Below are 20,978 nucleotides of genomic sequence, written 5' to 3' on the forward strand. Positions count from 1 at the left end.
AGTTGCGCACCATGTGGGTCAGGGGATCCTTGATCAGGTCGAGCACCTGGCGGTCGAGCTCGGTGTCGGCGCCGTGCATTTCCAATTCAATTTGCTTGCCGAGTTCGCCGGAGAGGTCGCGGACGATCCGCGGCAGCTTCTGCCAGGCATTGCCGATCGGCTGCATCCGCGTCTTCATGACGCCTTCCTGCAGCTCGGCGGTGACGTTGGAGAGCCGCTGCAGCGGCACCTTGAACTCGGTGTCCTCGTTGCGCCGGGAGATCTCCAAAAGCTGGTTGCGGGTCAGCACCAGCTCGGAGACCATGGTCATCAGGTGTTCGAGGGTGTCGACGTTGACGCGGATCGACTGGTTGGCGATCTTGTCGGCTTCCTGGACGTCGGCATCCATGGCAACCGGCTTGCGGGCCGGCTTTGCCTTCGCCGTTTCCTTCGCCGTTTCCTTGGCAGTTTCCTTGGCAGTTTCCTTGGCCGTTTCCTTGGCTCCCTTAGCCTCAGGCGCGGGCGCAGCCTTGGCGACGGGTGCCGGCGCGACTTCGGTCGCGGTCTCGCGGAAGGCGCGCTCGAGGTCGTCGAGCGACACCTCGCCGGGACGCAGCGGGCGGTCCAGCACCTGGTCGACCAGCGTGCCGGCAGTGATGGCCGGCTGCACCGGCGGTGCCGCGACCACGGCAACGGGCGCGGCCTTGGCCGGCGCCTCGTCCTCGGCATGCCTGGCGCCTTCGGCCATCGCATGCAGCTTCTCGATCAGGTCTTCGTCGGTGCCCTCGGGCTCGGTCTCGGTGGCCTCGAGGCCGGCGAGGATTTCCTTGATGCGGTCGATGCTGCTCAGGATCAGCGTGACGGCCTCGGCCTTGACGGGCATGCCGTCGCGGAATTTACCCATCAGGGTCTCGCCGGCATGGGCGAGCGCCTCCAGCCGCGGCAACCCTAAGAAGCCGCAGGTGCCCTTGATGGTGTGGACCAGGCGGAAGATGTTATCCAGGATCTTCGCGTCGCTCGGGTCCTGCTCGAACCGCACCAACTGATTGTCGACCGTATCCAGGCTCTCATTGGTCTCCGTCAGGAACTCCCGCAACAGGTCATCCATATGAGCACGCCTTCTCGAAATTCAGATACCGATCTTCTGTAGAAATAACCCTTCGGATTTCACGGCTGCGTTAATTTCGCTGTCCGTGCTAATACGGATATGGTGAACAATTTCGTGAGCCGTCCGTAGCGGCTATGCGACGGCGCGATCGAGATCGCGGTCGACGACGTTTGAAAGAATCTCGACAGCAACTGGCCGGCGCCGCGGATGATGCACGCTCCCTCCGGCGTCGTCCCTGCGAACGCAGGGACCCATACGCCGCGGCCATCGTTGTTGGAAAAGACAGGATAACGACCCGCGTGCAAAACTATTGCGGCCGGTGGTTATGGGTCCCTGCGTTCGCAGGGACGACGGTGAGAGTTGCGCCCCTGAAATAAGCGTCTTCAGTGATCTCAAAACGAAGTCGGCGGCGAGGTTTCCCCCGCCGCCGTTATCGTTGACGTTACCGTCCCGCTTAGCGCAGGAGCTGCAGCACGCTCTGCTGCGACTGGTTGGCCAGAGCCAGCGCGGACACCGCGATCGACTGGCGGGTCGACAGCGCCTGGCTGTTCGCCGCTTCCTCGTTGGTGTCGGCCAGCGTCAGGTTCGACGAGCCGGTCTGCAGCACGTTGATCAGGTTCTTCGAGAAGTCCTGACGGATCTGCACGATCGACAGGTTCGAACCGAGGGTAGAAGCCTGCGTGCGCAGCTGGGTCGAGGCGCTGCTCAGGTCGGCAAAAACCCTGTTGGTGGCGGCGTTGTCGATGAAGTCGACGCCGCTGGTCAGGTTCGCCAGGCCGAGGCCGGCGGCATCAAAGTTGACGCCGGTGATGTTCAGGGTCGACTTGCCGGTTTCGTTGAACGTCAGCTTGAGCTGATCGCCGCTGAGCAGGTTCACGCCGTTGAACGACGCGTCCTGCGCAGTGCTGGTGATCTGGGCCAGGATGCCGTTGAACTGGTTCACCAAAGTGGCGCGGGTGTTCTGGGCCTGCACATCGGCGACAGGAGCCACCGCGTTGGTGAAGGACAGGACAGCCGTTACCGTGCCGCCGATCGCGCCACCGGAGACCGACGACCCAAGCGTCGACGACGCATAGTCGTTAGCCGCCGAGATCGTGAGCTTGCCCGTAGAGTCGAGCGTGGCGATCTGGTTGTTGGCCTGCAGCGCCGCGTTCAACTGATCGAGAGTCTTGACCGTGCCGTTGGTGCCGTCGCCGAAGGTGACGTTGACCGCGGTGCCGCTATTGAAGGAGGAGAAGGTCAAGGTCTTGCCGTTGATGCCACCGGCCGCGGAAGTGCGGGCCGCCGTGAACGCATTGTCGGTGCCGGTGTTGCCGCCAAGGCCAAGCGCGCTCAGCGCGTTGCCGGTGCCGGTGATTGCCAGATCCTGGCTGGTGCCAGTCGAAATCTTCAACGTGCCGTTGGCGGCGATCGATGAGTTAACCTGACCGGAAGCGGTGGCCAAATTGGCCGCGCCGCTCGCGTTCGTGGCGGTCTGCACGCCGGTCGCCAGGTCGACGGCCTTGAGCAGGTCGGCAATCGTGGCGGACTGGATGTAGACGGTCGAGTTTCCGCTGCCGTCGGTGACGACGTTGCCGTTCACGCCCGAGCCAGTCGGGACATTCGCCGCAGCCGGGGTAGCGCCGGCGGCGAAGGTGATGGTGTGGCCGTTGACATAGAGCGACGAACCGGTCTGCAGCAGCGAACCGAGCGTGTTGGTGTCGGTCGTGCGGGTCGCCGTGATGGTGGCCGTGCCCGAGCCGGTCGCCGGCGTGAGGCCAAGCGCGTTGAGAATGTCCGCCTTGCCGCTGACCGAGAGATCGGCACCAGTCGAACTCTGCAGCGAGACCGCGCCGGCGGCGATCGACGAAGCCGTCTGGCCCGAGGCAGGGCTGGTGACCACCGCGGCGCCGCCCGCGTTCGCAGCGGACCGGACACCGCTGGCAAGATCGATTGCCTGAAGCACGTCGCCCACCGTGGTCGCTGCGTTCAGGTAGACAGTCGAGTTGCCGCTGCCGTCGTTGACGACGTTGCCGCTCACGCCGGAACCCGCCGGAACCGCCGCAGCGGCTGGCGTCGCGGCTGACGTGAAGGTGATGGTCTTGCCGTTCACGGTGAGCACGTCACCGTCAACGAACTTGGTGGTAGCCTGCGTGGTCAACGCAGCGGCGGCGCCATAGATCAGCGTGCCGGTTGTGATGGGAGCCGCCGAGTTGTCGTTCTTCACCGTGCCGGTGACAGCGCCCGAAACGCCGCCGAGCTTGGTGCCGCTTGCAGCCGCCGTCGCGCCGCCGGCCGCGCCGGTGTAGAGCACGTTGCTGCTCGCGGTCGCGCTGGTGTAGCTCGTGGTGCCGCGCAGGTCGGCGGAGGTGGCGCCGGTGATCGTGGTGGAAACGTTCGACTTGGTCGAGTAGCCGACCGCGCTCTGAAGGGCCTGGTTGGCGATCGACTTCGCGGTGTCTACCAGCTTCTGCAGCGAGGTGATGCCGTTGTTGGCCTGCTGCAGCACCTGCACGCCGTTGCCGATGCCGTCCAGGAGGTTGTTGATGTCGCTGGCGCGCGAGTCGAGGGACTGCGCGGTGAAGAAGTTGGTGGGATTGTCGAGGGCCGTGTTGACCTTCTTGCCGGTGGCAAGGCGATTCTGCGTGGTGGCGAGCAGATCAGCGGTCGACTGGAGGGAGAGGAGGTTTTGGCGGACTGATGCCGAGAGAACGATGCCGGACATGTCGTTTCCTTCTGGGTTTGAGGTCAATTCTTTGACCCTCGCATCGATACCCGCCAGAATTTAACAAGGCCTCAACGCGCAGGCTCACATTCTATGTAACGGGGTGAGTCCCGTATTCGTACGGCAACCGTACAGCGGCTTGCTTAACGAATGGATAAGGCTAAAGCCCGTCGGAACGGACAGAACGAAGGGAGTGCAGAGATCAAGGCTCTCCGAGCATGCGGGCGATCGCAGTGGGCGCATGCGGCTGTCCGCTGCGGCGGACGAAGCCCCGCCATCTCAATCTTCCGCGTGCTCAGCTAATTCGATCGGGCAAAGCCACTGAAGCGGGCTCGCACTTCGGTCGTCCCTGCCTAGTGCGCAATTGCGCACGGGGCGCAGGGACCCATACCGCGTGATCTCTCAATGGCGCGCGGTCGCAGACGCCCTGCGTTAGACAACGACCGCTGCAGATTGCTGAAGCAAAGCCGTCTCCCATCCTGCCCCTTCCGCCGGCCGCGGCGTATGGGTCCCTGCGCGTTCGCAGGGGCGACGGCGATAGTGTGCAAACTCGCGCGATCAGATCGCTGAGATCGCGCCACTCTCAACACGGCCAGACATTCGATAACGACCGCGAGCAGTGCCCCCGGCGCGAACGGCTTGCGCAGGCAGCGCGTGGCGCCGGCACCGCGTCCCGCCAAGGCCCCAGCGCCATCCTGAAGGAGGCGGGATCGCCCGCTTCGGGGCCCGGAAAAAAGCGGAACCGGAGATCGCAATCAGCGGGACCGTCCGCGACGATTGCGTGCGTCCATTTTGCCAATTTTTCTTGCCAATACAATGTGCAAGGATCATCCTGCATTTCGGATTGTAGGCGCCAGACGCCAGAGACCGGCTTACCCCGTAAGGCAGGAGGCTGCTTTGGATTCAGCCCCTCGTTCTCCGAATGGATTTTTGTCCTCGCTGACAGCGGACGACTTCGAACTGGTTCGCCCGCATCTGCGCAGCGCCGATCTCAGCCCGGATATGGTGCTGGTCGAAATCGACGAAACGCTCAAGCGTGCGTACCTTCCGCACAAAGGCGTCATCTCGCTGGTCGTCAAGCTCGCGCGCGGCGAGCACGTCCAGATCGCGATGATCGGCCGCGACAGCATTTTCGGCGCACTCGCCGCGCTCGGCGATCCGATTGCGCTGAACAGCGCCGTGGTGCTGGTGCCCGGCGCCGCTTCGACGATCGATCTCGACCAGCTTCGTGCTGCCGCAGACCAGAGCGCAACGTTGCGGACCGCGCTGGTGCGGCACGGCCTCGCCATCTATGCGCAAATCCAGCAGACTGCCGGCTGCAACGCCTCGCACACGGTGGAGTCCCGGCTGGCGCGATGCCTGTTGCATACGCGCGACCTCTCCGGCAGCGACAAGCTCGTCCTGACCCAGGAAGCGATGGCCCAGATGATCGGCGCGCGCCGCAACAGCGTGTCGCTGGTGGCCAACACGCTGCAGCATGCAAACTTCATCCACTACAGCCGCGGCCATATCGAAATCACCAACGTGGACGGCCTGATCAAGACTTCCTGCGAGTGCTACGCGACGGTCAAGGCGCAGTACACGCGGCTGCTGCATCCGCGTATCCATTCCGCGGCCGCATGATCGCTTCCCGCGACCAGCGGCGGCCGCGGCCGATCTGTGATACGCCTCGCATTGTCATTGCGCGCGAGGATTGCGTCAGGCCCCGATACATTTCCGTATTACTACGGCCAATCGCCGCTCTTGCGGCGCTTCAGCCGGAACCGAATTAACGCGCTGTTCAATGAGCCCTGATAGTTGTCACGGTGCTGACGGGTGCGGGTTCGAGAAAAGGCAATCGAGACTCTTTCGCGTGCAACGCGCATTCACCTGTGTTCGGCGGCTTGCTGTTTGCGCGGAGTACAGACATGGCTTTTGATTTGTCGATGCCGATCCTGGTGGTCGATGACTACAGCACCATGATCCGCATCATCCGCAACCTTCTCAAGCAGCTCGGATTCGAGAATGTCGACGAGGCCAACGATGGATCGGCCGCGCTCGCCAAGATGCAGACCAAGCGATACGGCCTGGTGATCTCCGACTGGAACATGGAGCCGATGACCGGCTACGACCTGCTCAGGGAAGTCCGCGCCAGCCCGGAATTCTCCAAGACGCCCTTCATTATGATCACGGCTGAATCCAAGACCGAAAACGTCATCGCCGCGAAGAAGGCCGGCGTCAACAACTACATCGTCAAGCCGTTCAACGCCGCAACGCTGAAGACCAAGATGGAAGCGGTGTTCCCCGGCTCAGCCGACTGACATCTGCCGCGAGCGCGCCACCGCCTCCAACACCACGCCGCACATTCGTCGCTCCCGCCGCTGATGCAACGGCCTGCAAGCAGCGCACCTCACGAAATCCCTCTCCGAGAGCCGGACCGCACCGCAGATGCGGGCTAGTCTTACTGCGTCAGGGCCATTTGATCCTCATCCTGAGGAGCCCGCGCAGCGGGCATCTCGAAGGATGTAGGCCACAGACGGGCCTCATGGTTCGCCCGGCGATGCGCAGCATCGTCCGGAGACGCGCGGAGCCTGTCATCGGGCCGCGCTACGCGCGGACCCGTTGGCGCTCCTCACCATGAGGAACTGGTGACGCAGTAAGACCAGCCGTACTTCTACGGTTAGAGATTTTCACCTCCGGATAACGTTGACTGAGGATAGTTGCGTGGACCAAGGGAGTGCCTTCATGTTCACGTTTGAAACGAGCGATCAGAAGGAAGTGCGGCGTTTGCGTATCGCCCAGTTCAATGGCAGGACCGCGACCGTGCGCACGGCCGGATCGGCGGTCACCGGCCACGTTCGATCGATCGTGGAAAGCAAGTCGAGCGTTCCGGCGGCGTGGACCATCACGATCATCCCCGAAGAGCCCAAGGCGACCCTCTCGCGGCCCGCGCCGCGCGCCCGCTCCTTCATCAAAGGCTTCGGCTGAACGGCAGAACGGGCGATCCCTAAAGGCTAGCCCGGCATGTCCGCTTCCTGCACATTGACGGCTTGAAGCGCGCGCCCAGCCGCGCATCGCAGGCATCGCTTCGGGAGAAATCAGGCGGGCTGCAGCAGCGCCTTGCGAACCAGATCCGCGGTGTTGCGGGCGCCAAGCTTGCGCATGGCCTCGGCGCGATGGCTCTCGAAGGTCCTGGGGCTGATATTCATCCGCAAGGCGCCCTGCTTGTTGGAGCAACCTTCGCTGATCAGGCTCAGCACCTCGCGCTCGCGCTTGGTCAGCGGCTTCTGGCCGGTCCCCGGGGCAAACGCCAATCCCGGCTTGCGGGCGCCTTCACCATGGCGAAAGGCATGGCCCTCGCCTGCCTGCTTGTAAGCGGCATCGGATGCTGGCGCCGGATGATTGTCCGACATCTGCTTCACCAGGGCGCAGACGCGCTCGGTTTGCTGAAGCGCGTTTTCGATCACCTGCTGCAGGTAGACCCGGTTGCCGGACGCTTGCGAAAACTGGTGGCTGTGCTGCTTGATCTCATTCATGTAGAGCAGCAGCGCCGTCAGCGGTCCGTTCAACTGCCGGGCGATCGCAGCGCCCGCCTCGTCCGCGGCACGCGAACGCGCAATGGACGGTTGGACAATTTCAGGATTCTCTTCGAGAGGCGAGATGTTTTCCATCCACTTCCTGAAGTGCGAATCAGCGGCATGATGATCTTGTCCCGACATATAACTATTTTATCGGGCTGCACGCTCCATCATGGTTAATTTCCTGACCAGTAAGACTACGGAGAATCCGATCGGCGGGCCCTGCCGGCGGGCGGAAATCGGCAAAAAGTCGCTCTAAATTCAGTCCATATTGGCTATTTTGGGTCGAGATTACGGAATCCAAACGTAAATGCCGCGGCCCGCTACCTCCGCATTTTTACGGTGAGTGCATTTACTTTGTTAATGAGATTCAACCGATTCTCGTCTAGCTTTCCAAGCCGTTCGGCACCCGACCCGGCGCCCGCGCTCCGGCGCGGCATTTCCGAACCCGGCCTGCCCGCGGGGGCATCGCGCTAACGAATACGTTCGTTTGAGAAGGTGGCCATGATCGCGGCTATCGCCGCGGCGATGGAGAGCGCCCCAGCTTGAGGAACTTTTCGAGAAGCCGTCCCGAGACGACAAACCTGAACCACCAGTAAGCCATCCGCCGCGTTTTCATCGGTTCGATCCTCGTGGACTGAGGCGGCCGCTCTTGCCGCGGCTTAGCGCAAGCCGCGTCACACGCGTGTGATTTGCTTCACAACCGGCCGCGAAAACGCTGATCACGCCGCCATTTCGCCGATTCCGATTTATAGGCTCCCGCTGCCTCGCAATGATCGAGGTCCAAAATCATCCCGCAACGAATCCAAAAATGGAGACGGCGATGTCGCAAGCAAAGGGATCATGGATGACGATGGCCGTGCTGGCCGGCGTCCTGGCGTTCAGCTCGGGCGTGGCGGCGCAAACAGCACCGGTGGAGAACGCGCCGCCGACGGCCGACAATGCCGTGATGCTCACCGTGTTCCTGAAGCACGACCAGTCACGGCCCCTGAGCGAACTCAACGCGCAGCTTCAGCGCCAGGGCTATTACAAGGCTTTTCCGCCTGATGGCGTCGAAGTCGTGAGCTGGTACGTGATGATGGGAATCGGACAGGTGGTGACGCTGCGGCTGCCGGCGTCGCGATTGCGCGAGGTCAACCGCATCCTCGAGAATACCGCCTGGGGCAGCTACCGCACCGAGTTCTATCCGACCTATGATTACAAGGCGATCGGCATCGCGGCGCACGAGAAGGCGCAGTAGGCGCTTCGAACGAAGCGAGCGATCCTGGAGATCAGCCGAGCCTGGAGATCTGTTCTTCGGTCACGACGCGCTCGACATTCTCGGTCGTGCTTCGGATGCGATAGCGCGGGCGGCCGTCGGCCTCGATCGGCAGGCAGGTGACGATGGTGTAGACGCTACGTTCTTTCACGTCGGCGCGGCCCTGCGGGCCCTGCTGCTGGTGATGGACGTTGTCATTGATCGCGAAGTTATGGGCCATCGTCGCTCTTTCCGGTTAAAAAGGGCTTGTAGTCTCAACGGCATCGCAGGGCAACAGATCGTTTGCCTGATTTGACAGGGGGCCTCGAGGTTCAGACCTCAAACAGCGCCTTTCGCTTGCCGACCCGCGCGATCGATTTCTCTATTTCCGAACCGGACAAGGTTCCGTCGCGCAGATGATATCCGATATATTCGGCGATCCCGGCCATTTCCTGCTCCTGATCAAACAGGTTGTTGCCGATGCAGAGCATGTCCATGCCCGCTTTCAGCGATTGCAGGCCGGCTTCCCGCGTGCCGAGCGCCTTTTGCAATCCCTGCATCTGCATGTCGTCGGTGATCAGGAGCGTGTCCGGAAGTCGCTCGCGCAAACGGCCAAGCCCCGCCGCAGACAGCGTCATCGGGCGATCCTTGTCCCATTGCCTGACGATGGCGTGACTGACCAGCACCGCATCGCCGAACATCTTTGGCGCGAGCGAATAGAACAGCTCTTCCTGTTCCGGTCGTAGCGCATCGGAAATATCCATGAATTCCTGATGCGAATCCACGACCGCGCCGCCGATGCCGGGAAAATGCTTCAGGCACAGGCCGATGCGCTGCTGGCGCGCCACCTCGCTCGCCAGCAATGCATTGGCTTCCACGTCGGCGATGTCGGCGGAAAAGGAACGCTTGATCCTGCCGATATTGGGATTGTCGGGATTGTAATCGACGTCGATCACCGGCGCGAAATCATAGTGGATACCGAGCTGCCGCATCTCGGCGAAACTCGCGGTGAGGATTTCGCGCTTTCGATCCGGCGCGAGCAGGTTGAATTCCTTCGCGCTGGGCAAGGGCGCAAAGCCGCGGCTCTCCTTCAGCCGCCGCACCAATCCGCCTTCCTGATCGATGAACACCATCGGCGACGACGGCAGCGCGGCAATCTCGGCGCAGAGGCGCTGCACCTGTTCCGGTGATTCGACGTTGTTGTCGTATGCCTGCGTCCGGCAGGAATAATCGAACAGGATCACGCCGCCGAGGCCGTAGCGGACGGCGAATTCCTTTAGCCACACTGGGACGGTCTTGCCGAAGAAGCCGAGGATGAAGAGTTCGCCGATGGGCATGCGATAGCCTTAGGCTTGGCGCTCTCAGTCCGGCCGGGCCAAGTTCAGAAAATAATCGCGCCACGCAAGAGGAAGATACCTGACTCGCCGAGTCATACCAATTGGGTGATCCTGCCAATTGAGTGACCCTGATCACATCGCACCGCCGCCAGCGCCTCTAGGGGTGGATCATCGCAGAGCGATCCTCGCTCTGCCCAACCCAGGAGACGTCCATGACGAAGATCAAGAAGATCATTACGGCCACGATTGCTGCTCTGGCGCTGACCACTGCTTCCTTAGCCATCCCTGGCCAGGCTTTCGCTGGAGGTCACGGTCACGGTGGACATGGCGGCCACGGCGGCCACGGTGGAGGCCACGGCCATCACGGGCACCACGGTCATGGTCATGGCCATGGTCATTTTGGGCATGGTCATCACGGCCATCGCCATCATTTCCACGTTTATAATAGCTGCTGGAAATGGAGCCCCTACGGCCCGGTCAACGTCTGTTACCGCTATTATTGATTCGAGACGAACGAAGGCAAGAAGCTCGCCCGGGCCGAGAGGCTCGGGCGAGTTTTTCGATGCCATGATGATCACCGCGATCATCTGCCTGGGCACGGCAACCAATCTCGTTGCAAGCTCATCGGCCTGCCGGCAGTGCGCGTCGAGCTAGTAAAGAGAAGCTGAGTTCCGGTCGCGACAAACTGGATATGTGACGCGTCGCACATTTGTCAGCGCGCAGGTGAGCTAGGCTTCAGTTCGCGAGTGGAGACGATCGTCGACTCTGGCTGAGAAATTCCGGCTGCCAGGCGCGGCTCAGACGCCTCAGGCGCCTTTCACGAACAAAACTGAAAGCGTGGACAAGCAATGCGGCGCATCCCAAATCACCGATCGATCAACCCGATCTCAAACCGATCCTTGCGGTCAGGATTTCGCTACGCGATTTCGGCGGCCACGAAGCGAGCAGTTGTAGTGGTTGCTTGCTGCTTCGCTGTGCTGATCGGCTTCCGCACTGCTGTTGCCGACACCGCGTCCGATCAGAAAATGGCCAATCACTACGAGCAGGCGGCGCAAGCGGGCGATGATGACGCCCAATTCTATCTTGGGGCGCTTCATTCAGCGGGCGTCGGGCGCCCGCGCAGCGACGCGGAGGCATTTCGCTGGTTCTCGCGCGCAGCCGATCAGGGGCACGCCCACGCCATGTTGATCGTTGCCGGCCTTTACGCGAGCGGGCGCGGCACAGCGAAGGACAATGTGAAGGCCTATAGCTGGGCCTACATCGTCGCTTCGGCGAGCAAACTCGACGAGGACCGCAACGGAGCGCGGCAATTGATGTCGCTGCTCATGAAGAAGATGACGAGCGACGAGATCGGCCGTGCCGTCGTGGCCGCAAGAGCCTGGCGCGCCGTTCGGGCTGCCGGCCCGGGCAAGGCTCCGAGTATCGATAAAGCTGTGGAGCCGGACCAACCCGCGGCGGCTGCGCTCCCACCTGCACCCGCGGTCGTGCAGCCGGCGCCTGCAGCCCCGTCGTCGACTGCGGTCTCGCAACCGGCGCCGTCCAACGTCACGGTATTGCAGGCACCTCCCAAGGCCACGTCGGCAGCTCCGGTGAAGAATGCAAAGCGAGATGATGCCCGTGATCTGCTCGACCAGGTTCCACCGGGCCTGCGCAAGCGGTTTGGTTTTTGATTTAAGGGGACGCGCCATGAAACTGCAGCATCTCGTCGCAACCGGAATTCTGGCTATCACAGCAGCAGGGGCCGGCTATTACGCCTATTCCCATCTCCTTCATCCACCGTTGGTGACCACCAGCATTGCGAGCCTCGCCCCGGTTTCCGAAGCCGTTTACGGAACGGGCACCGTCGAGCCCGAGCGCTGGGCCAAGGTGGTGCCGCTGCAGCGCCGCCGGCTGGTCGAGCTTTGCAAATGCGAAGGACAGGTGGTCAAGAGCGGCCAGATCCTCGGCCGCCAGGACGACGCCGAGGAGCGCAGCGCGCTGGATCAGATGGAAATCAATCGAGGCCAGCTCGAGCGTGATCTGGCGCGCGCCGAGAAGGATCGCGACAAGAACGACGCCGCGCGCACCGAGTACGAGCAGCGCTGGACCAAGCTCGAGGAAGCAAAATCGAAGATCGCCGCGCAGAAGGTGCGGCTCGACTCGATGCTGCTGAGAGCGCCGCTCGACGGCATGGTGCTGCGGCGCGACAGCGAGGTCGGCGAGATCGCCGGCCCCACCGATGTCTTGTTCTGGGTGGGACCGCCTGCGCCGATGCAGGTCGTTGCCGAAATCAATGAGGAGGAGATCAACCGCATCGCATCTGGCCAGAAGGCTCTTCTGCGAAGCGAGGCTTTCCCCGGAAGGGCCCTGCGGGCCACGGTCTCCCAGATCACGCCGAAGGGTGACCCGACCCGCAAGACCTTCCGCGTCTATTTGCGGCTGCCGCAGGATACGCCGCTGCGAATTGGCATGTCAGTCGAGACCAATATCATCTTCCGCGAGAAGCAGGCGGCCATCGTCGTGCCGGCAGAGGCTGTCGCAGCCGATTCTGTTCAGATGGTCGATGACGGCCGGGTCAAACGCGTGCCCGTCAAAGTCGGCATCCGCGGCAGCCGCAACATCGAGATCATCGGCGACGTATCCAAGGGCACCCCCGTGCTTTCGCCCGCACGCATCGATCTCGCTGACGGCGCCAGGATTCGTATCGACAACAGCTTGACGAGAGCTGTGGAACCGGCGGCCGCGAGCGAACCGACCGATCAGCCAGCCACAACACCCGAAGCTACCGTCGTAGCCTCGGCCACCACGGCTCCCTCGGATCCCGACGATGCGGTGATTTCGGCAGCCATGACCGCCCACATCGATTCCGTTGTTAATGACGCCCGTCGCAACATGATCAGCAACAGCCGGTAGCCGCCGTGAAACTTCTGTTCAACATCGCATGGACTCACGTCAGCAGCCGGGTGCGGCAGACCCTTGTGGGCATGGCCGGCGTATCCATGGGAGTAGGCTTCACCATCATGATGGCGGGCCTGATGCAGGGCTCGCAGATCGACTTCCTGCGGCAGCTCGTCGACACGATGCCGCATATCACGGTCGAGGATGAGCGGCGCTCCGTGCCGACGCAACCCGCAGAGCAGGAATATGCGGCGGTCCAGATGTCCGACATCGCCAATGTCGGCAAACGTACCGGAATCAGATATTCGGAATCGGTGATGAGCTCACTGCGCTCCTGGATACCTGGAGACGTGGCTCCCTCGGCGAAGACCACCGCGATCGTCAATCACGGCGGCGCGCGCATCGGCATCACCTTGTCCGGCATCGACCCCCGCCGTGAGGTTCAGGTCTCGAAACTCGCCACGCAGATGCGTGAGGGCAAGATCGATGACCTTTCACGTGCGCCGAACGGCATCATCATGGGGGAGGCCCTGGCCGAAAAGCTCGGCGTAAAAACCGGCAACACCGTTCTCCTGGTCGGCGGCCAGGGCGTCCAACTGAATTCGACGGTGGCCGGGCTGTATCGCTCCGGCCTGAAGCGCGTCGATGAGAGCCAGATCTATTCGCTGATGGGGCCGGCGCAGGTCATGATGGGGCAAGGCGGGGTAATCAACCAGCTACGGCTGCGGTTGAACGATCCCATGTTGGCGCAAAAGGTCGCCGCCCAGGTCGAAGCGCAGACCGGCTACAAGTCGGTGTCCTGGCAGGAAGCCAATGCCGACTTGCTGTCATCCTTTACCGTGCGCGACTTCATCGTGCTCACCGTGATGGGCGCGATGCTGCTGACATCATCTTTTGCCACCTACAACATCATCTCGACGATCACGCACGAGAAACGCCAGGACATCGCGATCATGAAATCGCTGGGCATGCGCGAGTATGCGGTGCGGCGGATTTTCATCATCGAAGCCGCCATCATCGGCCTGGTCGGCATCCTGTTCGGGTGGATCCTCGGTTACCTGCTCTGCTACGGTTGGTCGAAGATCACGATCTTCAATCCGCTGACAGGCGCGACCGTTCCGCTGCAGATCTATTACTCGCTGGCGCACTATGTGATCGTCGGCGGCATATCCCTTGTCTGCTGCGCAGGGGCCGCCTACTTCCCGGCGCGCAAGGCAACCTGCGTGCATCCAGTTGAAATCATCCGGGGAGCATCATGACCGAGGTCGCTTTGCAGGCAGTGGAGCTGGTTCGCCGCATCGAAGGCGCGGTTTCGCACACCCTGGTCAACGGCATTGACCTGGCGGTAAACAAGGGTGAATTCGTCGCCATTACCGGGCCATCGGGATCGGGCAAGTCGTCGCTGCTCTATCTCCTGGGCCTGCTCGATGCGCCCAGCGAAGGCGAGGTCATGATCTGCGGTCAGCCGACCTCGAAATTGTCTGAAACGGACCGGGCCGATGTCCGCCTGACCAAATGCGGCTTCGTGTTCCAGTTCCATTTCCTGCTGCCGGAGTTCACCTCGCTCGACAACGTGCTGCTGCCGATGCGTGCCGCGGGCAGGATGGCTGAAGCTGAGATGCGCGAGCGCGGCCTCGCTCTCTTGAGCTCGCTTGGGCTTGGTGAACACGCGAGCAAGCGTCCCAACCAGCTCTCCGGCGGCCAGCGCCAGCGGGTCGCCATCGCCCGCGCGCTTGCCAACCGCCCCGAGATCATCGTGGCCGACGAGCCGACGGGCGCACTCGATACGGCATCGACCGAACAGGTGTTTTCAATCCTCCGCGATATCGCGGACCAGGGCCAGACCGTGGTCGTGGTGACCCACGATCCCGCGCTGGCCGCCCGTGCCGACCGCCGCATCCACATCGTCGACGGCAAGATCGCGGAGATTACCGAACGGGGCGGAGGCGAGCTGGTTTGTGAGGCGGCGAGCTAGTCAGAAGCTGGCGGCGAAACGCTTCGTCGTGCATCCTTGATCTCGTCTACCGGAGAGCATACGGTGCTGCCATGATGTTCATGTCCACATTCTTCCCGCTGATCTGAACGATCCAATTCGTTGCGGCGCATCCGCGCCGATCAGATCAACATGGCTCCGCTGACGCGGTGGCCGAACGGGAAATGTGTAATGCCAAAAACCGAGCACGTCGGCCTGACCTCCCGTCAGGTCCAGAGCTTCATTGACGACGGCTTCGTCAAAATCGAAAATGCCTTCAGCGCCGACCTTGCAAGGCAATGCAGGGACGAGTTGTGGGCTGATATTGGCCTGTCGCCAGACAGCCCTGAAAGCTGGGTTCGACCGGTCATCCGGGTAGCGTCCAAGTCTTCGCCTCCATTCGTTGAAGCCGCCAACACGCCGCGACTGCACAAAGCTTACGATCAACTCGTCGGCGTGGACCGCTGGCTTGCGCCCAAAGGCCTCGGAACCTTTCCGATCCGCTTTCCCTCGCCAGAATCCCCGGGCGATGATGGCTGGCATGTGGACATGAGTTTTGGCGACAGTCCGGACTTCATGGAATGGCGGGCCAATGTGAAGAGCAGCGGACGGCTATTGCTGATGCTGTTTCTGTTGTCGGATGTTGGCCCCGACGATGCGCCCACGAAGATACGAAAAGGTTCGCATGCCACGATTGCACGGGAGTTGCTGCCGTATGGCGACGCGGGCGCGACGCTCAGGCAGCTCTCTGCCCACGGTTACGCCTCAACGGAAGATTGCGAAATTGAGCTGGCGACTGGTGCGGCAGGTACCGTCTACCTGTGCCACCCATTCCTGGTTCATGCCGCGCAACTTCATCGCGGAGAACGGCCTCGCTTCATGGCACAGCCGCCGCTGTTGCCAAAAGCCGAGTTTGATCCGGCGCTGCCGCCATCGCCGGTTCAGCTCGCCATCCGTCAAGCGTGTGGGCTGATGTTCTGAAGCGGGAAAAGGAGGTCGTCGGTACCTCCACTGAGCAACCGAAGACCTTCGAGTCAGAAGCTGGCGGAGAGGGAGGGACTCTGAATTCCCTCTCCGAGAACCACTATCAACCCTGATCCAATTCCCCGGTGAAGCGGTCCCGTCCCTTCCAATACGGGCATTGGGGACAAGACTCGCCCATCGGATAGTCGATTCCTTCTTCGTGAGGACAGCCCATGATCCCATCCGCCATCACTACCGACCGTGCCGAATGCTGGCGCAGATACGCGGCGATCTCGACAAGAATGGCTTTGTCCGTCCGCACGTCGCCGGCTTCCAAAAACCACCGGTGCAGCTCGGGCTCGGCTCCCTCATATGGAATCACAGACACGGCAACTTTCGAAGCGCGCTGGTTATCAGGACCATAGAATGCGATCGTGCCGACGGGATAGCCGCGCATTCCCTGCTTGGTTTTCTTCCTGAGCCATTTGTCCGGCTGCGGTCCAATCTTCATTGGCGCTCCCTGAATTCATCGGCAGCTTGGGCAATTTGGTGGGAAGAAACTTTGCCCGATGGCGGAGAGGGAGGGATTCGAACCCCCGATAGGCTTGCACCTATGCCGCATTTCGAGTGCGGTGCATTCAACCACTCTGCCACCTCTCCAGGCGCCAAGGCGGGCCGGATTCGGCCCTGCGGTCGGGGCGTGTTCTAGGCGAGGAAGCCGGGGCAGACAAGGCGCAGGGTGGAGAAATTCGCCCCTAAATGGCAAGCCGGAAGGCTTTCGAAAAAAGGGTGGGACCGCCAGACGCGACAAAAAACTGACGGTCCCGTGCCGCTGCTTTGAAATCCTGGCCGGGAAGTGCGGCTTCGCCGGTCAGCCGGAGCGACGAAAACAACGGTAGCAAGGCGGAGCGAAACGGCAACGTGAACCCGGTTTTAACCTAACCAGTCAACCTTACCGCCCGCGGGATGCGTTAATCCCGCCCCTTCTTCGCCTTCTTCTCGTCCTTGCCGTTGTCCTTCCGCCGGTTGGTGAAGCGCGCATTGCCGAGGCCGGTGCCGATGGTCAACACGCCCCAGTGCTCGACATCCTGCATAAAGGGAACTTCGGAAAGGCCCTGCGCCACGCCGTCATTGTGCATCAGCACGGCGGTGTCGTGGTCGCCGATCTGCGGGATCGCCTCCACTAGGCTTGCCGGCAGGTTGAACCTGCTGCTCTCCCAATTGCCGGGCAGGTTCTGCGCGCCCTTCTCGATCGAGCCGTCCCCGTCGATCACGCCGGGACAGGCGATGCCGATAAAGGGCGCGAGTTTCAGGCCTTCGGCCTCTGTCGCCGCGATCAGGTCCTTCAGCATCTTGACCAGCCGCTTCACCGCGCCTTCGCGCGTCGGCTCATCGTCGGCGTGCCGCCACAGCGCGGACTTCCATATGTCGGCCTTCGAAAGATCGGGCGCTTTCTTCCAGCGCGTCTCGACCACGCCGCAACGGATGTTGGTGCCGCCGATATCGACGCCAAGGATGCTGTCATGGGCCTCAAAAATCCATGACGGCGCAAGATGCAGCGTGCCGATCAGGCCGGCGACATCGGGGTGAAAGCGGATCGGCACCACATCGACCTCAAGGCCTTCCGCCTTGAGGATGATGTCGGTGCGGGCGATCGCGAGCTCGCCGACCCGGCTCTGCCTGAAGCCACCGCCCACCACGATGCGCTCGGTATCGGCCCACGCCTTGGTCTTGAGGAACCGCCGAGTCACATAGGCCAGTTCCTGGGCGAATTCCTCGATCGCGCTATGCACCAGCGCGGCGGCGCCGACATCGGCGCCGACCAGGGCCTCGTCGAGATCGTCCTTGGGAATCTCGCCGGCGGACTTCTTGCCCAAGGGATCATCGCCGTCCTTCCTGAGCGGCTTGCGCAAGCTGTCCAGGATCTTGCGGAAGGCTCCCTTGCTGGCGCGGTCGCCGAGAAAGCCCTCATCGTCCTTCAACTCGATGTTGAAACTATCGACCTCGACCGACGGCAGGCGTGTGGCCCCGTGGCGTGCAATCCCCGTGGTCGTTATGGTGTCTTCTGCCATGTGCCAAGCCCCTGCCGGATCTTCGCTGGCGACAACGGGCGGGGAACCCATTGGTTTCAATAAAGGGCGAGTAGCCAATGGCGAATGGCGAGTGGGGCGAATGGAGGCGGCAAATAGGGAGCGCTATTCGCCATTCGCTACTCGCCATTCGCCTTTTTCCGGCCAAATCCTTCATTTTTGGCCGGTTTTTGGGCCTCTTTGCCTTGACTCACGGCATTCTGCGGCTATAAGTCCCCGCATCCGGCGCGGGATTTCTCGCGCCGCTTGTTTTTGCGCGAAATCTTAAGGGGTTTGCTCCCCGGCCGCGCGAAAATCGTACCCATAACGACTGACCAAAAAGCCGACCCGGACAGCCCTGTTGGGAAAACGTCCGAGGCCGGGATCGAACACGAAGGAAAAAAACGATGTTCGCAGTCATCAAAACCGGCGGCCGGCAATACCGCGTCGTTCCGGATGATGTGCTCGAGATAGGCAAGATCGCCGGCGAAGTCGGCACGATCGTGCAGCTTGGTGAAGTTCTGGTGGTCGGCGGTGACACGCCGGTGCTGGGCACGCCGACGGTGGCAGGCGCTTCCGTTGCGGCCGAAGTGCTGGACCACAAGCGCGGCCCGAAGGTGATCGCGTTCAAGAAGCGCCGCCGCAAGAATTCGCGCCGCAAGCGCGGCTATCGCGACGAGATCACGGTGCTTCGCGTCACCGAGATCCTGACCGATAACAACAAGCCTTCGATCGGCCCGCGGCCGAAGAGGGAAAAGGTCGTAGCGCCCGCCGCCGAGGGCGACGAGGCGCCGACGGCCGCCAAGAAGGCGCCTGCGAAAAAGGCTGCGGCAAAGAAGGCCCCGGCCAAGAAGGCCGCCGCCGCGAAGGGCAAGAGCGACAAGAAGTGATGCGCTTTGATCAAAAGTTGAAGCGCGACAGAAAGTGAAATGATTCCGTCAAGGAATTGATCTAAAACTTATCGAAGTCGGAGACGGGCCATGGCTCACAAAAAAGCAGGCGGTTCATCGCGAAACGGTCGCGATTCAGCGGGCAAGCGCCTTGGCATCAAGGCGTACGGCGGCGAACACGTGATTCCCGGCAACATTATCGCGCGTCAGCGCGGCACCACCTGGCATCCCGGCCTTAATGTCGGCATGGGCACCGACCATACTCTCTTTGCCAAGGTCGAAGGTCATGTCGAGTTTCGTGCAAAAGCCAATGGTCGCACTTTCGTATCGGTAGTTCCGATGACGGAGGCGGCCGAATAGACGGTGGACATAATTCGAGTCCGCCGGGTCCTGTTGAACCGGCAGAGTCGAAAAGGGCTCCAAGGGGAGGCGGGAAACCGGCCTCCCCTTTTTTATTTTGCGCATATTCGCAATCAGGAGCCCGACATGTTGCAGGACATCCCGATCCCGACCTCGACCTTGCGTGAGGCGAGTAGCTGCGTCCTCGAGACCGAACGGCTGACGTTGCGCCGGCCGACGCTCGCGGACGTAAGAGCGATTACGCATCTCGCCAATGATCGGCGCATTGCAGAAAACACCCGCCGCCTGCCGCATCCCTATATGCAGGATCACGCCGTCGAATTCGTGCGCGCGACATCCACCGATAACAGCGAGACCGTGTTTCTGATCGAACAGAACTTTTCGCCCATCGGCATGGTCGGGATCGACCGCAGCGAGCCGGACGCTCCGGAACTCGGCTACTGGCTCGGCGTCGCGCATTGGGGCCAGGGCTTTGGCACCGAGGCCGCGCGCGCCGTGATCGATTTTTTCTTCGAGGAATTCGATGCCGAGCACCTGATTTCGGGCGCCCGCGTCGCCAACCCGGCCTCGCGCAACATCCTGGAGAAATGCGGCTTCCAGTGGAGCGGCGTCGAGCTGCACCGCTTCGAGGCGCTGGGATCCTCGACCCCGGTCGACCGCTTCCGCCTGACGCGCAGTGTCTGGGCGTCGCTGAAGAACTGGGGGAGTTCGACGCGAAGGGAGCGGTAGTGAGCTCGACAACAACACCGCCGTCCCTGCGAACGCGGGGACCCATAGCCACAGGCGTTTGTTATTGCGCTGGTTTGTAGCTCCAGCTTTCCGCCACACAGCGTTTGTGGTTATGGGTCCCGGCTCGAGGCCGGGACGACGGCTGTGTGTGACTTCACGCCGGCGGATTGACCACCGCTTCTTCGCGCCCGAGCTTCTGTTCTCGCAGGAAGATATAGATGCCCGCGCCGATGATGATGGCTGCACCGATGATGGTCGAGATCGACGGCACGTCACCCCACACGACGAAGCCGAAGATCACCGCCCACACGATCATCGAATATTGATACGGCACCACGACGCTGGCTGGCGCCAGTTTCAGCGAGCGGTTGATGCATACCAGCGCGGCGACAGAAACGATGCCGGCGGCGGCGAACAGACCCAGACTGCCGGGTGAAGGCGTCACCCAGCCAATCGGCGACATCAACGCGCCGAGCAGGAAGGTGCCGCCGAATTGCGTCGTGGTCAGCACGATATCCGGCGTCGCCCGCAACGAGCGCGTGATCAGCATCAGGAGCGCAAACGACAGGCTGCCGCCGAGCGCAATCATCGCAGGCCAGCTTACGGTTTGCGACGACGGACGCAGCGCAATCAGCACGCCGCAGAATCCGATCAGGATCGCGGTCCAGCGCCGCCAGCCGACATGTTCGCCGAGCACGATTCCCGACAGCGCGGTAACGAAAATCGGCGAGGCCAGATAATAGGTGATCACGTCGGCGAGCGGCAGATAGACGGTGGCAAGGAAGAAGGCGGCGACTTCCAGCGTCGAGAGCGTCACGCGGAGCAATTGCAGCCACGGTCGTTCGAAGTGGGTGAATTCGGCGCGCTGCTTCCAGATTATCGGCAGCAGCACGAGTAACGCGGCGCAGGCGCGCAGCCATAACAACTGCCCGACCGAATAGGTCGCGACCATGAATTTTCCGAGCGCATCGCCGAACGAAAACATGAAGATCGACAGCAGCATCAAGCCGATACCGGCCAGGCGCGCGGAACGCTCGTCATAGGTGGAGATCTTGGCGAAGAGGCTCATTGGGAGATTGGCGACCGCCTGTTGTTCTTGCGCGGCTGTTTTAAAGACGTGGTTGCCCGGGACATCTAGCGCGAAGATGCGCTTCGCGCTATCGCCTGGGCACGACAAATTGAAGCAATTGTCGCAG

The 20,978-nt window shown here is 62.0% G+C and carries 21 protein-coding genes and 1 tRNA gene; 12 read left to right on the top strand and 10 right to left on the bottom strand.

Annotated elements, in window-relative coordinates:
- Both GWE18_RS28915 and GWE18_RS28920 read right to left on the bottom strand, forming a co-directional pair.
- The coding region (locus GWE18_RS28915) for an Hpt domain-containing protein (protein WP_275189118.1) at nucleotides 1-1,087 on the bottom strand (1,087 nt) is incomplete at its 3' end.
- Between the two features lie 454 nt (nucleotides 1,088-1,541).
- Nucleotides 1,542-3,791, bottom strand: a complete 2,250-nt coding sequence (locus GWE18_RS28920; RefSeq protein ID WP_275189119.1) for a DUF1522 domain-containing protein — start codon at nucleotides 3,789-3,791, stop codon at nucleotides 1,542-1,544.
- 897 nt (nucleotides 3,792-4,688) lie between these two features.
- Here GWE18_RS28920 and GWE18_RS28925 point away from each other — a divergent pair.
- From GWE18_RS28925 to GWE18_RS28935, 3 genes are all read left to right on the top strand, one after another.
- Nucleotides 4,689-5,414: a Crp/Fnr family transcriptional regulator gene (locus GWE18_RS28925; protein ID WP_275189120.1), complete on the top strand. Its 726-nt coding sequence runs from the start codon at nucleotides 4,689-4,691 to the stop codon at nucleotides 5,412-5,414.
- Nucleotides 5,415-5,698: 284 nt separating this feature from the next.
- On the top strand, nucleotides 5,699-6,091 hold the full coding sequence (locus GWE18_RS28930; protein ID WP_275189121.1) for a response regulator: 393 nt from the start codon (nucleotides 5,699-5,701) through the stop codon (nucleotides 6,089-6,091).
- A gap of 424 nt (nucleotides 6,092-6,515) precedes the next feature.
- Nucleotides 6,516-6,758, top strand: coding sequence for a hypothetical protein (locus tag GWE18_RS28935; RefSeq protein ID WP_275189122.1), 243 nt, complete (start codon nucleotides 6,516-6,518; stop codon nucleotides 6,756-6,758).
- Between the two features lie 110 nt (nucleotides 6,759-6,868).
- Here the strand turns inward: GWE18_RS28935 and GWE18_RS28940 are convergent, their stop codons facing one another.
- Entirely contained in the window at nucleotides 6,869-7,489 is a 621-nt protein-coding gene (locus GWE18_RS28940) for a helix-turn-helix transcriptional regulator (RefSeq protein WP_275189124.1), read from the bottom strand.
- A 682-nt stretch (nucleotides 7,490-8,171) separates the two neighbouring features.
- Here GWE18_RS28940 and GWE18_RS28945 point away from each other — a divergent pair.
- Nucleotides 8,172-8,588, top strand: coding sequence for a hypothetical protein (locus GWE18_RS28945; RefSeq protein ID WP_275189125.1), 417 nt, complete (start codon nucleotides 8,172-8,174; stop codon nucleotides 8,586-8,588).
- A 31-nt stretch (nucleotides 8,589-8,619) separates the two neighbouring features.
- Here GWE18_RS28945 and GWE18_RS28950 read toward each other — a convergent pair whose 3' ends face one another.
- From GWE18_RS28950 to GWE18_RS28960, 3 genes are all read right to left on the bottom strand, one after another.
- Nucleotides 8,620-8,826, bottom strand: coding sequence for a hypothetical protein (locus GWE18_RS28950; RefSeq protein ID WP_275189126.1), 207 nt, complete (start codon nucleotides 8,824-8,826; stop codon nucleotides 8,620-8,622).
- 91 nt (nucleotides 8,827-8,917) lie between these two features.
- The gene (locus tag GWE18_RS28955) at nucleotides 8,918-9,922 is read right to left on the bottom strand and encodes a glycoside hydrolase family 3 N-terminal domain-containing protein (protein ID WP_275189127.1); all 1,005 of its coding nucleotides are present in this window, start codon (nucleotides 9,920-9,922) and stop codon (nucleotides 8,918-8,920) included.
- A gap of 275 nt (nucleotides 9,923-10,197) precedes the next feature.
- A complete protein-coding gene (locus GWE18_RS28960) occupies nucleotides 10,198-10,509 on the bottom strand; it encodes a hypothetical protein (RefSeq protein WP_275189128.1) in 312 nt (103 codons plus the stop codon).
- Between the two features lie 438 nt (nucleotides 10,510-10,947).
- Here GWE18_RS28960 and GWE18_RS28965 point away from each other — a divergent pair, with 438 nt between their 5' ends.
- From GWE18_RS28965 to GWE18_RS28985, 5 genes are all read left to right on the top strand, one after another.
- Nucleotides 10,948-11,592: a tetratricopeptide repeat protein gene (locus tag GWE18_RS28965; RefSeq protein WP_275189129.1), complete on the top strand. Its 645-nt coding sequence runs from the start codon at nucleotides 10,948-10,950 to the stop codon at nucleotides 11,590-11,592.
- Nucleotides 11,593-11,608: 16 nt separating this feature from the next.
- Complete coding sequence (locus GWE18_RS28970) at nucleotides 11,609-12,814, top strand: efflux RND transporter periplasmic adaptor subunit (RefSeq protein WP_275189130.1); 1,206 nt, start codon at nucleotides 11,609-11,611, stop codon at nucleotides 12,812-12,814.
- A gap of 5 nt (nucleotides 12,815-12,819) precedes the next feature.
- Nucleotides 12,820-14,058, top strand: coding sequence for an ABC transporter permease (locus tag GWE18_RS28975; RefSeq protein WP_275189131.1), 1,239 nt, complete (start codon nucleotides 12,820-12,822; stop codon nucleotides 14,056-14,058).
- Nucleotides 14,055-14,774 carry an ABC transporter ATP-binding protein gene (locus GWE18_RS28980; RefSeq protein ID WP_275189132.1) on the top strand — a complete coding sequence of 240 codons (720 nt, stop codon included), beginning with the start codon at nucleotides 14,055-14,057 and terminating at the stop codon, nucleotides 14,772-14,774. The genes GWE18_RS28975 and GWE18_RS28980 overlap by 4 nt, the downstream gene beginning before the upstream one ends.
- A gap of 189 nt (nucleotides 14,775-14,963) precedes the next feature.
- The gene (locus GWE18_RS28985) at nucleotides 14,964-15,752 is read left to right on the top strand and encodes a phytanoyl-CoA dioxygenase family protein (protein WP_275189133.1); all 789 of its coding nucleotides are present in this window, start codon (nucleotides 14,964-14,966) and stop codon (nucleotides 15,750-15,752) included.
- 106 nt (nucleotides 15,753-15,858) lie between these two features.
- On the opposite strand, the gene GWE18_RS28990 is transcribed toward GWE18_RS28985, so the two are convergent.
- The 3 genes from GWE18_RS28990 to GWE18_RS29000 form a co-directional block, all read right to left on the bottom strand.
- Nucleotides 15,859-16,245 carry a hypothetical protein gene (locus tag GWE18_RS28990; protein ID WP_275189134.1) on the bottom strand — a complete coding sequence of 129 codons (387 nt, stop codon included), beginning with the start codon at nucleotides 16,243-16,245 and terminating at the stop codon, nucleotides 15,859-15,861.
- Between the two features lie 59 nt (nucleotides 16,246-16,304).
- Nucleotides 16,305-16,394 (bottom strand) — tRNA-Ser (locus tag GWE18_RS28995).
- Nucleotides 16,395-16,705: 311 nt separating this feature from the next.
- Nucleotides 16,706-17,806, bottom strand: a complete 1,101-nt coding sequence (locus GWE18_RS29000; RefSeq protein WP_275189135.1) for an ROK family protein — start codon at nucleotides 17,804-17,806, stop codon at nucleotides 16,706-16,708.
- A gap of 404 nt (nucleotides 17,807-18,210) precedes the next feature.
- On the opposite strand from GWE18_RS29000, the gene rplU reads away from it, so the two are divergent.
- The 3 genes from rplU (at nucleotide 18,211) to GWE18_RS29015 (ending at nucleotide 19,782) form a co-directional block, all read left to right on the top strand.
- Entirely contained in the window at nucleotides 18,211-18,693 is a 483-nt protein-coding gene (gene rplU / locus GWE18_RS29005) for a 50S ribosomal protein L21 (protein WP_275189136.1), read from the top strand.
- A gap of 90 nt (nucleotides 18,694-18,783) precedes the next feature.
- The gene (gene rpmA / locus GWE18_RS29010; protein ID WP_028348532.1) at nucleotides 18,784-19,053 is read left to right on the top strand and encodes a 50S ribosomal protein L27; all 270 of its coding nucleotides are present in this window, start codon (nucleotides 18,784-18,786) and stop codon (nucleotides 19,051-19,053) included.
- Nucleotides 19,054-19,179: 126 nt separating this feature from the next.
- Nucleotides 19,180-19,782 carry a GNAT family N-acetyltransferase gene (locus GWE18_RS29015; RefSeq protein ID WP_275189137.1) on the top strand — a complete coding sequence of 201 codons (603 nt, stop codon included), beginning with the start codon at nucleotides 19,180-19,182 and terminating at the stop codon, nucleotides 19,780-19,782.
- 154 nt (nucleotides 19,783-19,936) lie between these two features.
- Here GWE18_RS29015 and GWE18_RS29020 read toward each other — a convergent pair whose 3' ends face one another.
- A complete protein-coding gene (locus GWE18_RS29020) occupies nucleotides 19,937-20,851 on the bottom strand; it encodes a DMT family transporter (RefSeq protein WP_275189138.1) in 915 nt (304 codons plus the stop codon).
- Nucleotides 20,852-20,978: the final 127 nt, after the last annotated feature.

The sequence above is a fragment of the Bradyrhizobium sp. CSA112 genome (genome assembly GCF_029051645.1).
Lineage (GTDB): Bacteria > Pseudomonadota > Alphaproteobacteria > Rhizobiales > Xanthobacteraceae > Bradyrhizobium.